Annotated in this window: 11 protein-coding genes; 6 read left to right on the top strand and 5 right to left on the bottom strand. The window is 70.7% G+C overall.

What is annotated here, in order from left to right:
• Positions 1 to 2: 2 nt before the first annotated feature.
• A complete protein-coding gene (locus BKA10_RS03765) occupies positions 3 to 1403 on the top strand; it encodes an MFS transporter (protein ID WP_183498659.1) in 1401 nt (466 codons plus the stop codon).
• Here BKA10_RS03765 and BKA10_RS03760 read toward each other — a convergent pair.
• Positions 1400 to 5428, bottom strand: a complete 4029-nt coding sequence (locus BKA10_RS03760; protein ID WP_183498658.1) for a bifunctional nitrate reductase/sulfite reductase flavoprotein subunit alpha — start codon at positions 5426 to 5428, stop codon at positions 1400 to 1402. The two genes, BKA10_RS03765 and BKA10_RS03760, sit on opposite strands and share 4 nt — an antisense overlap.
• A 168-nt stretch (positions 5429 to 5596) precedes the next feature.
• Between BKA10_RS03760 and cobA the strand changes: the two genes are divergently transcribed.
• The 3 genes from cobA to BKA10_RS03745 are packed head-to-tail and all read left to right on the top strand — an operon-like array spanning position 5597 to position 8702.
• Positions 5597 to 6823, top strand: a complete 1227-nt coding sequence (gene cobA / locus BKA10_RS03755; protein ID WP_183498657.1) for a uroporphyrinogen-III C-methyltransferase — start codon at positions 5597 to 5599, stop codon at positions 6821 to 6823.
• Positions 6820 to 7962, top strand: coding sequence for a uroporphyrinogen-III synthase (locus tag BKA10_RS03750; RefSeq protein ID WP_183498656.1), 1143 nt, complete (start codon positions 6820 to 6822; stop codon positions 7960 to 7962). Before cobA ends, BKA10_RS03750 begins: the two co-directional genes overlap by 4 nt.
• Positions 7959 to 8702 carry a sirohydrochlorin chelatase gene (locus tag BKA10_RS03745; protein WP_183498655.1) on the top strand — a complete coding sequence of 248 codons (744 nt, stop codon included), beginning with the start codon at positions 7959 to 7961 and terminating at the stop codon, positions 8700 to 8702. Before BKA10_RS03750 ends, BKA10_RS03745 begins: the two co-directional genes overlap by 4 nt.
• On the opposite strand, the gene rimM is transcribed toward BKA10_RS03745, so the two are convergent.
• Genes rimM through rpsP form a run of 3 tightly spaced genes read right to left on the bottom strand, consistent with a single transcriptional unit; the run spans position 8609 to position 9936 of the window.
• Complete coding sequence (gene rimM / locus BKA10_RS03740; protein WP_183498654.1) at positions 8609 to 9280, bottom strand: ribosome maturation factor RimM; 672 nt, start codon at positions 9278 to 9280, stop codon at positions 8609 to 8611. The genes BKA10_RS03745 and rimM overlap by 94 nt on opposite strands.
• A gap of 1 nt (position 9281) precedes the next feature.
• Positions 9282 to 9512 carry an RNA-binding protein gene (locus BKA10_RS03735; protein ID WP_183498653.1) on the bottom strand — a complete coding sequence of 77 codons (231 nt, stop codon included), beginning with the start codon at positions 9510 to 9512 and terminating at the stop codon, positions 9282 to 9284.
• A gap of 4 nt (positions 9513 to 9516) precedes the next feature.
• Entirely contained in the window at positions 9517 to 9936 is a 420-nt protein-coding gene (gene rpsP, locus BKA10_RS03730; RefSeq protein ID WP_183498652.1) for a 30S ribosomal protein S16, read from the bottom strand.
• A gap of 202 nt (positions 9937 to 10138) precedes the next feature.
• Here rpsP and BKA10_RS03725 point away from each other — a divergent pair, with 202 nt between their 5' ends.
• Positions 10139 to 11302 (top strand): glutamate--cysteine ligase, encoded by a 1164-nt coding sequence (locus tag BKA10_RS03725; RefSeq protein WP_183498651.1) that lies wholly within the window; start codon positions 10139 to 10141, stop codon positions 11300 to 11302.
• Between the two features lie 423 nt (positions 11303 to 11725).
• Complete coding sequence (locus BKA10_RS03720) at positions 11726 to 12532, top strand: endonuclease domain-containing protein (RefSeq protein WP_248198983.1); 807 nt, start codon at positions 11726 to 11728, stop codon at positions 12530 to 12532.
• Between the two features lie 178 nt (positions 12533 to 12710).
• Here BKA10_RS03720 and ffh read toward each other — a convergent pair whose 3' ends face one another.
• Positions 12711 to 14255, bottom strand: coding sequence for a signal recognition particle protein (gene ffh, locus BKA10_RS03715; RefSeq protein ID WP_183498649.1), 1545 nt, complete (start codon positions 14253 to 14255; stop codon positions 12711 to 12713).
• Positions 14256 to 14284: the final 29 nt, after the last annotated feature.

Below are 14284 nucleotides of genomic sequence, written 5' to 3'. Positions count from 1 at the left end.
CCATGACCACCACCGTCACGTCCGCGCCGATCACCGGCGCACCCCGTGTCCTCTCCCGCAGGCCGGGCCGGTGGATCGACGGCTGGAACGCTGAGGACCCGCAGCTGTGGGAAGCCGAGGGCCGCGCAATCGCCCGGCGGAACCTGGGATGGTCGATCTTCGCGGAGTTCCTCGGATTCATCGTCTGGCAGCTGTGGAGCATCGTCGTGGTGATGCTGCCGGCGGCCGGATTCACGCTCACCAGCTCGGAGCTGTTCTGGCTCATCTCGGTGCCGAGCCTGGTGGGCGCGACCCTCCGCTTCCCGTACACGTTCATGGTGGCCGTCGTCGGCGGGCGCAACTGGACGATCATCTCAGCCGGCCTGCTGCTGATCCCGGCGACGCTGCTGGGCTTCGTGGTCTCCGATCCCGGTACCCCGTTCTGGGCGCTGCTGGTCGTCGCCGCGCTGGGCGGTGTCGGCGGAGGCAACTTCGCCAGCTCGATGTCGAACATCACGTACTTCTTCCCGCAGCGCGAGAAGGGCTGGGCGCTCGGACTGAACGCGGCCGGCGGCAACCTCGGCACCTCGGTGGCGCAATTCGCCGTCCCCATCGTGGTCACCCTCGGCGCCGGAACCACGCTGAACATCGCCCTCGCCGGCTGGATGTGGATCCCGCTGATCATCGTCGCGATGCTGGGTGCCTGGCGGTGCATGGACAACCTCTCCCACGCGAAGGCCGACTTCGCGGGCACGGCGGCGGCCCTGCGCGAGCCCCACCTGTGGCTCATGTCACTGCTGTACATCGGTACGTTCGGATCGTTCATCGGGTTCGCGAGCGTGTTCCCCAAGCTCATCGCCGACCAGTTCCCCCAGCTGTCGACGATCCAGATCGGGCACGCCGCGGTCTCGCTGGCCTTCCTCGGCGCCCTCATCGGGTCGCTTGCCCGGCCCTACGGCGGACGCCTCGCCGACCGACTCGGCGGTGCCCGGGTGACCGTCGTCGCGCTGTCGGCCATGGCACTGGGGGCGGTGAGCCTGGTGTGGACGATGCCGCTGCAGAACTTCGGCGTGTTCCTGGCGTGCTTCCTGGTGCTGTTCGCCGCCACCGGCATCGGCAACGGCTCGACCTACCGGATGATCCCGAGCATCTTCGCCGCCCGGGCGATCGCGACCGGTGCCGAACCGGGCAGCGCCGCGGCGGCCGTGTTCGCCCGCAAGGGCGCCGCCGCCCTCGGCCTCATCTCCGCCATCGGCGCGTACGGCGGGTTCGTGATCCCGCAGGTGCTCAACGCCTCGCAGCTGGTCACGGGCGGCTACGCCGTCGCCTTCTACGGCTTCGTCGCCGCGTACCTCGCACTGATCGCCCTCACCGTGGCCGTCTACATCGTCCCCCGCGCGTCGCTCGCGCACCGGCGGATCTAGTACACGTCGCGGACGTACCGGTGCTCGGCGACGAGCACCCTCCGGTACTCGGCAGCCTCCTCGGCCGACATCCCGCCGTGCCGGGCGAGGATGTCGAGCAGGGTGTCGTCGACGTCGCGGGCCATCCGTGCTGCGTCGCCGCAGACGTACAGCGACGCGCCGTCCTGCAGCCATGACCAGAGCCGGGCGCCGTGTTCCAGCATCCGGTGCTGCACGTACACCTTCTGCCGCTGGTCGCGCGAGAAGGCGAGATCCAGCCGCGTGAGGAACCGGTCGTCGTGCATCGCGAGCAGCTCGTCGCGGTAGTAGAAGTCCGAGCCCGCGTGCTGCTCTCCGAAGAACAGCCAGTTCCGGCCGGTGTGGCCGTCGGCGCGCCGGTCGTGCAGGAACGCGCGGAACGGCGCGATGCCGGTGCCCGGCCCGATCATGATCATGGCCGCGCCCGGGTCGGCCGGCGGGCGGAAGTGCGCGGTGGACTGCAGGAACATCGAGACGTCGCCCGTGCCGTCGGCGAGGAATGTCGAACCGACCCCGCCCCGCCGACGTCCCTGCTCGGTCGTGAACCGCACCGTCGACACGGTCAGCTGCAACTCGGCGGGGTCAGTCTTGGGGCTGGACGAGATGGAATACTGGCGCGGCTGCAGCTTCGGCAGCACATCGGCCCACTCCTGCGCGGTCGCGATCACGGGGAACCGGTGCACGAGATCGACCGCCTGCTGCGCCCACAGGAACTGATCGCGCCGGATCCTGTTCTCACGCCGGAGCAGCGCCGCCAGCTCGCCGTCACGGCTGCGCTCGGCGAGGAAGTCCAGCAGTGCCGGTGTGATCTTGGTCACGTCGAGCCGGTCACGGAGTGCATCGGCCATCGTCCGTTCCCGGCCATCGACCTCGACGATCTCACCCGCCGACACGCCCGCCGCCGCCAGCCACTCGTCCACCAGCGGTGCCCTGTTGGCGCAGATCACGCCGAGCGAGTCGCCCGCGCGATACCGGGCGCCCGTCATCGACAGGTCGAAGCCGATCTGTCGCACTTCTTTGGCCGATCCTTCGCCGCTGAGCAGCCGGTTGAGGGCGCGTCGACCCGGCACCGGGTTCGCGCGGGTGAACAGGCGCGCGGCGGGGGTGGATGCCGGGGCCTCCGGCGTCGTGGCAGGAGCAGGCCCGTCGAGGAGCACCTCGAGCGCCGCATCGAGCCACGCCGACGCCGCGTCGGCGAAGTCCGACTCGCAGTCCAGGCGAGGCAGCAACGGCGTCGCGCCCAGCGCGGCGAGCCGTTCGTCGATGCTGCGGCCGTGCCCGCAGAACCGGTCGTAGCTGGAGTCGCCCATGGCGAGTACGGCGTAGCGGAGTCCGGGCAGGGCCGGCGCTGCGTCGTCGGCCAGCTCACGCCAGAAGTCGCGACCGTTGTCTGGTGCCTCGCCGTCGCCGAAGGTCGAGGTGATCACGAGCACGTCGCGCATCGCGGTCAGTTCGGTCGCGCGCACCTCGCTCATGCTGGCCGTGCGCACCGCGAACCCCCGGCCGCCCAATGTCGACGCAGCGGTGGTCGCGAGCTCTTCGGCGTTGCCGGTCTGCGAGGCCCACAGCACGACCACTTCGCGGTCGGTCGCGGAGGTCTGCGACCCCGCGGCCGGGATGCGCGAGTACGTGCCGGCCAGCAGTCCGTCGAACCAGGCGCGCGCCGCTGCGCTGACCGGGGCATTCGGCGGCACCACGGGGATGAGCCCTTCGACCGTCGGTTCGGCGTGCACGGCGGACAGGAACGCCGCCAGGTACAGACGCTCGGTGTCATCCAGTTCGGGAGCGGTCGCCGCGGGCAGAGGCATCGACGCGGGCATCGGAGCCGGCCCGACCCGCCGCAGCGCGACCGCAGTGATCTTCAGCTCGGGCTGCAGGCTGTCGGAGTCGACGGCGTCCTGGGTGACGGCGTTGACGGTCAGCAGCTCGCCGTGCTGGTCGTTCCAGTGGAACGGTGCGAAGGCGCCTCCCGCGTGCACCCGATCGGTGATCACGGCGGCGAGCACGGCGCTCCCGCGGCGGGAGGTGACCTCGACGCGGTCCCCCGGGGCGATGCCCAGAGCCGCGGCATCCACGGGGTGCACTTCGACGAACGGCTCGGGCGTGAGCTTCATCAGCTTGGCGACCCGCCCGGTCTTGGTCATGGTGTGCCACTGGTGCGGCAGCCGGCCGGTGTTGAGCGTGAACGGATACTCGTCGTCGGGCATCTCGGCGGGGTCCATGTGCGGCCGGGCGAGGAAGCGTGCGCGCCGATCGGGTGTCGGGAATGCCAGTGCCGGCACGGTGCCGTCGCCGGCGACATGCAGGCTCTGGCTCACCCCGTCATTGCGGTACCGGATGGGATGCCGGGTGTCGGCGTCGCCGGCGGGGCTCGGCCATTGCACGGGACCGGTGCGCAGCCGGTCATAGGTGATGCCGCGCATGTCCCATCCGGTCTGCGGGTTCCAGAACTGCCGCAGCTCGTCGAACACCTCCTCCGCCGCGCCGAAGTCGAACCCCTCCGCATAGCCCATCGCGCGGGCCACACCGCAGATGAGGTCCCAGTCCGGCCGCGCATCGCCGGGTGCGTCGGCCGCACGTGCGCTGAGGCTCACCGTGCGGTCGCTGTTGACACTCACCGCGTCCGATTCCACCCAGAGCGCCGCCGGCAGCAGGATGTCGGCGTAGGCGGCCGTGGCGGTGTCAGCGTAGACGTCCTGCACGATCACCAGATCCGTGTTCTGGAGTCCGTCGATGACGGTGGACCGGTTGCCGACCGAGGCGACGGGGTTCGTGCAGATGATCCACGCGGCCTTGATGTCTCCGGCGGCCATGCCGCGGAACAGCTCGATGGTGCCGGGCCCGGAGTGCGCGCGCAGCGCACCGGGCTCGAGGTTCCAGGCGTGCTCCATGTACGCCCGGTCCTCGGCCGAGAGCACCGTGCGCTGCCCCGGCAGCCCCGGCCCCATGTACCCCATCTCACGGCCGCCCATCGCGTTGGGCTGGCCGGTGAGCGAGAACGGCCCGCTGCCCGGCCGGCAGATCGCGCCGGTCGCGAGGTGCAGGTTGCAGATGGCGTTGGTGTTCCACGTGCCATGCGTGGACTGGTTGAGGCCCATCGTCCACAGGGTCATCCAGTCGCCGGCCTCGCCGATCCAGCGTGCTGCCGTCCGGATGTCCTCCTCGGCCAGACCCGTCACGGCCGCGACGCGGTCAGCGGTGAAATCGAGCAGGAACGCCGGCATCTCCTCCCAGCCGCTCGTGTGCGCGTCGATGAACGCGTCGTCGATGTCGCCCGCGGCGACGAGCAGGTGGAGCAACCCGTTCAGCAGCGCCAGGTCTGTGCCCGGCCTGATCTGCAGGAACAGGTCGGCGCGTTCGGCCGACGCCGTCCGCCGCGGATCGACGACGATCAGCCGAGCGCCCTGCTTGAGCCGATCGGCCATGCGCAGGTGCAGGATCGGATGGCAGTCGGCGATGTTCGAGCCGATCACGAGGAACAGGTCGGCCCGGTCGAGATCCTCGTACGAGCCGGGCGGGCCGTCGGCACCGAGCGACTGCTTGTAGCCGGTGCCCGCCGAGGCCATGCACAGACGCGAGTTCGACTCGATGTGGATGCCGCGCAGGTACCCCTTCACCAGCTTGTTCGCCAGATACTGGGCCTCGATCGACATCTGTCCCGAGACGTACACCGCCACGGCATCCGGCCCGTGCGCGGCGACGATCTCGCGCAGCCGCTCCCCCGCCAGGCGGACGGCTTCGTCGAGTGGGACGGATCCCGGGGCCGCGCCCCGCGCCGTCCGCACGAGCGCGCTGGTCATCCGGCCGGGCGCCGTCATGAGCTCCAGGTGGGTCGCGCCCTTGGTGCACAGCCGGCCGCGGTTGGTCGGATGCGCCTTGTCGCCGGACACCGCCCCCACGCGCTCCACACCCGCGTCGTCGCGCTCGCGGGTGACGGTGAGCCCGCATCCGACCCCGCAGTACGAGCACACGGCACGCGAGGTCGCGGGCGCGGTCGGAGTGCTCATGGCCCGATCCTGCCGCCGTGAGGTTCCGGCGGATGTCCCCCGATGTTTCGGCCACGTCACATTCCGCGCAGAGCCCGATTGCGCCGGATGTGAGGGTCGGGAGGGATGTCACATGCCCGAAACACGGGGCATACCCGACCGCAAAGCCGCGCGCGTACGGTCGGGCCCATGACGACGATCATGGGCCTGGAACTGAGCGGCCGGCTGGCCGTGCTCGTCGGCGGCGGCGACGTCGCCGGGCGACGGCTGCGGCGGCTACTCGAGGGCGGTGCACAGGTGCGCCTCGTTGCCCCTGACCTCGCCGAGGGGACGGCCGAGCTCGCCGCCCACCACCACGTGGAGTGGGTCCGCGACAGGTTCCGTCCCGCTCACCTCGAGGGAGCGTGGCTCGCGCACACCGCTACCGGCGACCGCACCGCCGACGCCGCCGTGGTCGCCGCCTGCGACGCCGCGCGCATCTGGTGCGTCAACGCCGGCAGCGGCGCACACGGCAGCGCGCGTTTCACGGCCGAGACGCGCAGCGATGATGTGCAGATCGGCGTCGTCTCGGCATCCGGAGTCGACCCGCGTCGCAGCGGCCGCCTGCGCGACGCGATCGCCGCCCGCCTGCGAGAGGGAACGCTCCCGGTGCGGCGCGTGCGCGAGGGCGCCGGGTCCGTGCACCTGGTCGGCGGTGGACCCGGCCCCGAGGATCTGATCACCGTGCGCGGCCGCCGGCTGATCGCCGAGGCGGACGTGATCGTCCACGACCGCCTCGGCCCCACCGGTGTGCTCACCGAGCTGGAGCCGGGCGTCGAGGTCATCGACGTGGGCAAAGCACCCGGCCGCCACACCATGACCCAGGAGCAGATCGGCCGCGTGCTCGTCGATCGCGCCCGTGCCGGAGCGCGGGTCGTCCGGCTCAAGGGCGGCGACCCGTTCGTCTACGGCCGCGGCGGTGAAGAGGTCGCGGCGTGCCTGAAGGCCGGAGTGCCGATCGAGGTGGTGCCCGGCATCAGCAGCGTGATCGCGGTGCCCCAGGCGGCCGGCATCCCGGTGACCCATCGTGGCGTCGCGGGTGCGGTGCACGTCGTCAACGGTCAGGACGAGGTCACCGCCGCCACCGTGTCGGCCCTGAACGATGCGGCGACCACCGTCATCGTCATCATGGGGGTCAGTGCAATCGGCCGGTTCACTGCGGCAGCACTGAAGTCCGGCACCGACCCCCGCCGTCCGGTCGCGTTCATCGAGAACGGACATTCGCCCGCTCAGCGCACGATCCGGACGACGCTCGGAGAAGCGGCGGACGACGCCGCACGACATGCGCTGCGCAACCCGAGCGTCATCGTGATCGGAGAGGTCGCGCGAGCCGACCTGCTGCTGCCGGTGAGCGACCTGGCCCTCGAACGCGCATGACCGTCGCGCCCCTGTCGATCGCGCTCGCGGGCTGCACGGTGCTGCTGCCGGTGGACCGCCGCTCGGGTGAGCTGTCGTCGGCGCTCGAACGGCACGGCGCCCGGGTGATCGTCGCCCCGGCGCTCACCATCGTGCCGCACGTCGACGACGTGGAGCTGATCGACCGCACCCGGGAGCTGTTGCGCGACCCGCCCGACGTCCTCGTGGCCACCACCGGTGTCGGGTTCCGCGCGTGGGTCGAGGCGGCAGACGAGGCCGGCCTGCACGCCCGGCTGATCGAGGTCCTCTCCGGTACGCAACTCGTCGCCCGAGGTCCCAAGGCGCGCGGCGCGATCCAGCAGGCGGGGCTGGTCGCCGACTGGGTGGCCGAGTCCGAGACGGCCGCGGAGGTCCGCGACTTCCTCCTGGCAGAAGGGGTCGCCGGCAAGCACATCGCCGTGCAGCACCACGGCTCCGGCGCGGACGGCCTCGACGAGGCCTTCATCGCGGCAGGCGCGCGTGCCACCAGCCTGACCGTCTACCGCTGGGGGCCGCCGCCGGACGCGGCCCTGGTCGAGCAGTCGACCCGGCTGACCGCATCGGGCGAAGTGGATGCCGTGCTGTTCACCTCGGCACCGGGCGCTCAGGAGTGGCTCGGGGCGGCTGAACGCAGCGGGGCGCTCCCGGCCATCGTCCAGCGGGCGGCCACCGGTGAACTGCTCATCGCGGCCGTCGGCCCGATCACCGCGGCGCCGCTGAACAGCGCAGGCATCGAACCGCTCGTCCCCGACCGGGGGCGGCTGGGCTCGCTCGTGCGCAGCGTCGTGACCACGATCGGGGGTGCGCCGGCGCGGCTGCCGACCTCGGCTGGTCTCCTGCACCCGCGGTCGGGCGGTGCGGTGCTGGACGGGCGGTTCATCCCGCTGTCGCGTTCGGCGGCCGACATCCTCCGCCGGCTCGCCCGTCGTCCCGGTGCCGTCGTCAGCCGCACCGACCTGCTCCCCCTGCTCCCGCGCAGCGACGCGAACGCGCACGCCGTCGAGGTGGCCGTCGCGCGCCTGAGGGAGGCGCTCGGGGTTCGTGATCTCGTCAAGACCGTCTACAAGCGGGGGTACCGCCTCGACGTGCTCGACACCGACGACGTGGGAGCAGCGCAATGACCGCAACCCTGATCGCCTGCGCGCACGGCACCCGCTCCGAGCAGGGCCGCGCGAGCATCGACGCTCTCCGGGCGCGGATCGCCGCGCTCGTGCCGGACGTGCCCGTCGCCGAGGCATACGTGGATGTGCACGGCCCCGAACTGGACGACGTGGCATCCGCGCCGCGGGCACAGGGCGCGGTCATCGTGCCGCTGCTGCTGTCGACCGGGTTCCACACCGAGGTCGACATCCGGCGCGCCGCGCTCGCCGGAACGAACGTGAGCGTGGCCCGCGCCCTCGGACCGCACCCGCTGCTGGCAGATGTCCTCGCCGATCGCGCGCTGGCCGCCGGCGCTGATCCCACCTGGCCGCTCGTGATCGCCGCGGCGGGTTCGAGCGATGCGCGGGCGCGCGACGATGTCGACGCGATCCGTGCTCTGGTCGAGGAGCGGTGGGAAGGACCGGTCACCGTCGGTTTCGTGGCCGCGATGGCCCCCACCGTCTCCGAAGCGGTGGCCTCGGCGGCCGCGCACGGCGGACCGGTCGCGGTCGCGACGTATCTCCTGGCGCCGGGTCACTTCGCGGACCTCGTCGCCGGCACAGGTGGCGCGGTCACGAGCGCACCGCTCGGCGACGACCCGCGGATCGCCCGGGTCGCGGTGCAGCGTTACGCCGAGGCGCTGGGCTCGCCGGCGTCCGAACCGTCGGTGCCGGGCGCGTCGGCGTCGCGCGCGTCCGATCCGTCGTCGACGTCGGCCTGAGAGTCGGAGCGCTCCTCCGGCTCGGGCTCGAGCTCTTCGAACAGCCCGGCGGGCGGCGTCACGATGATCCGGCCGGCCGCGATGTCCACCTCGGGAACGATGGCCTTCACGAACGGCACCAGGATCTCGCGATCACCGGCATCCACCGGGCGCACGATGAGCAGATCCTGCGCGGGAAGGTGGTCGACGCGGATGAGACGTCCCACGATGACATCGTCGCGGACGATGTCCAGGCCGACGAGCTGATGGTCGTACCACGCGTCGTCCTCGACGGGTGCGGACTGCTCGTCCTGGTCGACCCAGAGGATGGCCCGCACGATCGTCTCGGCGGCGGAGCGGTCGTCGATCCCCTCGAGGAAGACGACCGGGTTGGAGTTCAGCCATTTGAACTCGCGGACGGTGACCGTCTGGCCGTGCCACGGCGACGACTCGGGCACTTGCAGGGTGAAGACGGCTCCCGGGACGAAACGCCCGTCGGGGTCGTCCGTGTACAGCTCGACCTTCAGTGCGCCCTTGAGGCCGTGGGCCTTCACCAAGCGCCCGACGCGAAGCTGGGTGCGGGCGGGCTTGGCGGCCACGTCAGTCGTCCGCGACGTCGACGCGCACGCGGGCGCCGTCGGCGAGGGCGGAGATCAGCGTCCGCAGGGCCTTGGCCGTGCGTCCGCCGCGCCCGATCACACGTCCACGGTCGTCGGCGTGCACGCGCACTTCGAGGACCTCGCCGCGGGGCGACGTGGAGGAACGGATGACGACATCGTCCGGGTGATCGACGATCCCCTTGACGATGTGCTCGAGCGCGGCCGACAGCACTGGATTACTCGGCCTCGGTCTCGGCGGGCGCCTCGTCGGCTGCCGGAGCCTCGGCGGGCTCCTCGGCCTTCTTCTCGACCTTGGGCTTGAGCACCGACTTCTTGGAAGCGTCGACGTTGAACTCGGGCTTGGGCTCGGCGACCTTCACGGTCGACACAGCGTTCGCGTCACCCTTGAACTTGCCCCAGTCACCGGTGAGCTTCAGCAGTGCGGCAACCTGCTCAGTCGGCTGGGCGCCGACCGACAGCCAGTACTGCGCACGCTCGGAGTCGACCTCGATGAACGAGGGCTCCTCGGTGGGGTGGTACTTGCCGATCTCCTCGATGACACGACCATCGCGCTTGGTGCGCGAGTCGGCCACGACGATGCGGTAGTACGGCGCGCGGATCTTGCCGAAGCGCTTGAGACGAATCTTGACAGCCACAATTCTCCAAAGTGGTAGATGAGTTTTGAACGTCGCCTGGAGCGTGGGGTGCACACCCGGCGGAAGCTCTGCGGTGGACCACCGTGCCGGATAGAGGGTCGAGCACGTGGTCCAAGGATCCATTTTGCCAGATGGAACCGGATGCCGCGAACCGACCCCCGGAACATGTCGAGCGGCGGGGGCCGCATGCCAGACTGTGCCCATGACGGTGCCCTTCGCCACTTCTGCCCGGTCCTCCGTGGGACTCGAGTGGGAAGTCATGCTCGCCGACCGAGCCTCGGGCGATCTCGTGCCCCAGGCGCCCGAGATCATCTCCGACTTGGCTGACCGCGCCGCGCTGGAACGGCACACGATCACGGGCGAGCTGCTGACGAACACCGTCGAGGTCACCAGCGGCGTCGGCGACACGGTGGCCGCCGCCGTCGACGACATCGCGGACGCCATTGCGGAAGTCCGTACGGTCACCGACCCCATGGGCGTGGAGCTGCTCAGCGCCGGCAGTCATCCGTTCGCACAGTGGTTCGACCAGCAGGTGACCGACAAGACCCGCTATCACACGCTCATCGAGCGCACCCAGTGGTGGGGACGCAACATGATGATCTGGGGCATCCACGTCCACGTCGGCGTCGAGGACGTCAACAAGGTCTTCCCGATCATCGGCGCCCTGGCGGGCTACCTGCCGCACCTGCAGGCGCTGTCGGCCTCCAGCCCCTTCTGGGCGGGTGAACGCACCGGCTACGCGTCCAATCGCGCGCTGGTGTTCCAGCAGCTGCCGACCGCCGGGCTTCCCTGGCCGTTGCAGGACTGGGCCGAGTTCGAGGGTTACCTCGACGACATGGTCACCACCGGAGTCATGGCCGATGCAACCGAAGTGCGCTGGGACATCCGACCGGCTCCCCGGTGGGGAACCATCGAGGTGCGCGCGTGCGACGGGATGTCGACGCTCCCCGAGCTCGCCGCGGTCGCGTCGCTGGTGCAGGTGCTCGTCGAGCACTTCTCACGCGAGATCGACGAGGGCCGCACGCCGCCGCATCTGCAGCCGTGGTTCGTACGCGAGAACAAATGGCGCACCGCGCGCTACGGTCTCGACGCGCGGGTGATCGTGGACACGGACGGCACGCAGCGGCTGGTCTCCGAGCATCTCCGCGAAGTGATCGAGCAGCTCGCACCCGTCGCAGAAGACCTGCACTGCGCCCGCGAGTTCGCCGGGCTCGGCGCGATCCTCGACGGCGGCGCCAGCTATCAGCGGCAGCTCGCGGTCGCCGAGGCCGCCGACGGCGACCTGCGTGAGGTCGTGCAGCACCTGATCCGCGAGTTCCGCGCCGGGCCGACCCTGCGCGACCATCTCGCGGCCCTCGGCGCCTGATCGCGCTTCGCGGCGCCCGATATCGCGCACGGCCGACGGAAGGCACATCACCCGGGGAAGGCTGTCTCCCCCGGCATCCAGCCTTCATCCGGCGATCTGCCTTCCCCTGGCAACACTGACGCCCCCGCGCATCCCACCACCTGCATCGCCGACGGAAGGCACATCACCCGGGGAAGGCTGTCTCCCCCGGCATCCAGCCTTCATCCGGCGATCTGCCTTCCCCTGGCAACAGGAGCACCGGGCGACGGGCGGGCTACAGCACCGGACGCCTCCTCCCCAACGGCGGCCCGCCGACACTTGTCCACTGATGCGGCCCCGGCCCCGCACGGCGCCCGTCATCGTGAGGATGCTGGAACGATGGACCACGACGCGCGCGCCAGACGAACTGCGGAACTGGTCAGATGGGTCACGCTACGTGGCGGGGTGGCGCACAGCCGCGAGGCCCACGCCACGGGATACTCCCGGCACGATGTGGCGCAGGCCGTCGCAGCCGACGCTCTCCGCCGAATCCGCCGCTCGTGGTTGGCGGCGCCGGGCGCCGATCCCGACCTCCAACTGGCCGCCGCGGTGAGCGGGCGGGTGACGTGCGTCACCGCGGCGAAGCGCCTGGGCCTGTGGGTGCCGTCACACGACCGCCTCGCCCCACCCGCGCACGTCGCCGTGCCGCACTCGCGCGCGCATATCCACGCCACCGGCGTGCACCTGCATTGGGCGACCGGCCCGATTGCCGTCGCCGCCACGGCCGTCGCCGATCCCGTCGTCAACGTGCTCTTCCACATCGCCCGGTGCCTGCCTCGCGTCGACGCTCTCGCGGTGTGGGAATCGGCCCTGCGCAAAAGAGCGGTGAACGCCGATGAGCTGGTGCGCACCCGATGGCGGTCGACACAGGCCGCCGAACTGGCGAGCGTGGCATCCGTCCTGTCTGATTCGGGCATCGAGACGGCATTCGTAGACGGAATGCGGTCGGTCGGCATCGCGGTGCGGCAGCAGGTGCAGCTTGCAGGCCACCGGGTAGACGGCCTGGTGGGCGACCGCCTCGTGGTGCAGATCGACGGGTTCGCGCATCACGGCGCTGCCGATCGGCGCCGTGATCTGCGGCATGACGCACTGCTGATCCTCCGCGGCTACACGGTGCTGCGGTTCGACTACCAGCAGGTCTTGTACGACTGGGAGCACGTGCAGTCCACTGTGCTCACCGCGGTGGCCCAGGGCCTGCACCTCATGCGGTGACGCAGGGCTCACCGCGGAGCCGCGGCCTGTCGCTGGCGGAAGGCGAATCGTCCGAGGAAGGCTGTTTCCTCCGGCATTCAGCCTTCGTCGGGCGATCTGCCTTCGCCCGGCAACGGCCCGGCCGCACTCGGCTGGCGCGATCACGTCGGCGAGCAGATGCGAACAGAGCCGCGCGGCGTCAGCCCTTGCCGAGCATCTTCTGCAGTTCGGCGAGGTCCGCCTCGGTGGGCTGAGGCGCCCCGCCCAGACCGAAGCCCGAGCCGGTCGGCGCGCTGGCTGCGATACCGGCGTCCTCTGCCGCACGCTTGGCCGGGTTGCCCGAACGCGATCCGCTCTTCTTCTTGGCCTGCTTGCCGCGCTTGCTCGACGCACCGGGCTTGCCGCCGATCGGGCCCATGCCGGGGACGTTGGGCACCCCGCCGCGTGCGACCGTCTTCATCATCTTCGCGGCCTGCTCGAAGCGCTGCACGAGCTGGTTGACGTCGGTGACGGTCATGCCCGAGCCGCGGGCGATGCGCAGGCGCCGCGAGCCGTTGAGGACCTTCGGATTGCGGCGCTCCCCCACGGTCATCGAGCGGATGATGGCCTCGGTGCGGTCGATCTCGCGCTCGTCGAAGTCTTCGAGCTGCTGCTTCATCGAGCCCATGCCGGGAAGCATCCCGAGCATCTTCTTCATCGAGCCCATCTTGCGCATCTGCTGCATCTGCTCGAGGAAGTCCTCGAGGGTGAACTGCTCGGTCGCGAGCTTCTCAGCGACCTTCAGCGCCTCGTCTTCGTCGAACGCCTGCTGGGCCTGCTCGATGAGGGTGAGGATGTCACCGAGGTCGAGGATGCGACTGGCCATGCGGTCGGGGTGGAACGGCTCGAGGTCGTCGAGCCCCTCTCCCGTCGACGCGTAGATGATCGGACGCCCGGTGACCGACGCCACTGAGAGCGCCGCCCCACCGCGGGCGTCGCCGTCGAGCTTCGACAGCACCACGCCGGTGAAATCGACACCCTCCTGGAAGGCCTTGGCGGTGTTGACGGCATCCTGACCGATCATCGCGTCGATGACGAACAGGACCTCGTCAGGGTCGGTGGCCTTTCGGATGTCGGCCGCCTGCTTCATGAGCTCGGCGTCGACGCCGAGCCGGCCCGCCGTGTCGATGATGACCACGTCATGCTGCTGACGACGCGCCGTCTCGACGCCGTCGCGCGCGACCTTCACGGGGTCGCCGACGCCGTTGCCGGGCTCCGGGGCGTAGATCGTGGCGCCGGCCTGCTGAGCGACCACCTGGAGCTGGTTCACGGCATTCGGACGCTGCAGGTCGGCGGCGACCAGCAGCGGCGTGTGGCCGTCCTTCTCGAGCTGCTTGGCCAGCTTTCCGGCGAACGTCGTCTTTCCCGAGCCCTGGAGCCCGGCCAGCATGATGACCGTCGGCGGATTCTTCGCGAACTGCAGCCTGCGCTGCTCTCCGCCCAGGATCGCGACGAGCTCTTCGTTGACGATCTGCACGACCTGCTGCGCAGGGTTCAGCGCGCGGTTGACCTCGTCGCCGAGGGCGCGTTCACGCACCTTGGCGGCGAAGTCCTTCACGACCACGAGTGCGACGTCGGCGTCGAGCAGCGCGCGCCGGATCTCGCGGACGGTGCCGTCGACGTCCGCCGGGGTCAGCTGTCCCTTCTTGCGGAGGTTGCGGAAGGTCTCTGTGAGCCGGTCGGAGAGAGTGCCGAAAGTCGCCATGATGCCCCGATTCTACGCGAGCGGTAGGT

The organism is Microbacterium invictum (assembly GCF_014197265.1).
GTDB lineage: Bacteria > Actinomycetota > Actinomycetes > Actinomycetales > Microbacteriaceae > Microbacterium > Microbacterium invictum.
Note: the sequence above shows the minus strand (reverse complement) of the source record. Positions and strands in the feature narration are given on the sequence as shown.

Excerpts from the sequence above, each read along its gene's own strand:
- BKA10_RS03765 (WP_183498659.1), top strand. The coding sequence starts at position 3 with ATGACCACCACCGTCACGTCCGCGCCGATCACCGGCGCACCCCGTGTC.
- BKA10_RS03760 (WP_183498658.1), bottom strand. The coding sequence starts at position 5,428 with ATGAGCACTCCGACCGCGCCCGCGACCTCGCGTGCCGTGTGCTCGTAC.
- cobA (WP_183498657.1), top strand. The coding sequence starts at position 5,597 with ATGACGACGATCATGGGCCTGGAACTGAGCGGCCGGCTGGCCGTGCTC.
- BKA10_RS03750 (WP_183498656.1), top strand. The coding sequence starts at position 6,820 with ATGACCGTCGCGCCCCTGTCGATCGCGCTCGCGGGCTGCACGGTGCTG.
- BKA10_RS03745 (WP_183498655.1), top strand. The coding sequence starts at position 7,959 with ATGACCGCAACCCTGATCGCCTGCGCGCACGGCACCCGCTCCGAGCAG.
- BKA10_RS03725 (WP_183498651.1), top strand. The coding sequence starts at position 10,139 with ATGACGGTGCCCTTCGCCACTTCTGCCCGGTCCTCCGTGGGACTCGAG.
- ffh (WP_183498649.1), bottom strand. The coding sequence starts at position 14,255 with ATGGCGACTTTCGGCACTCTCTCCGACCGGCTCACAGAGACCTTCCGC.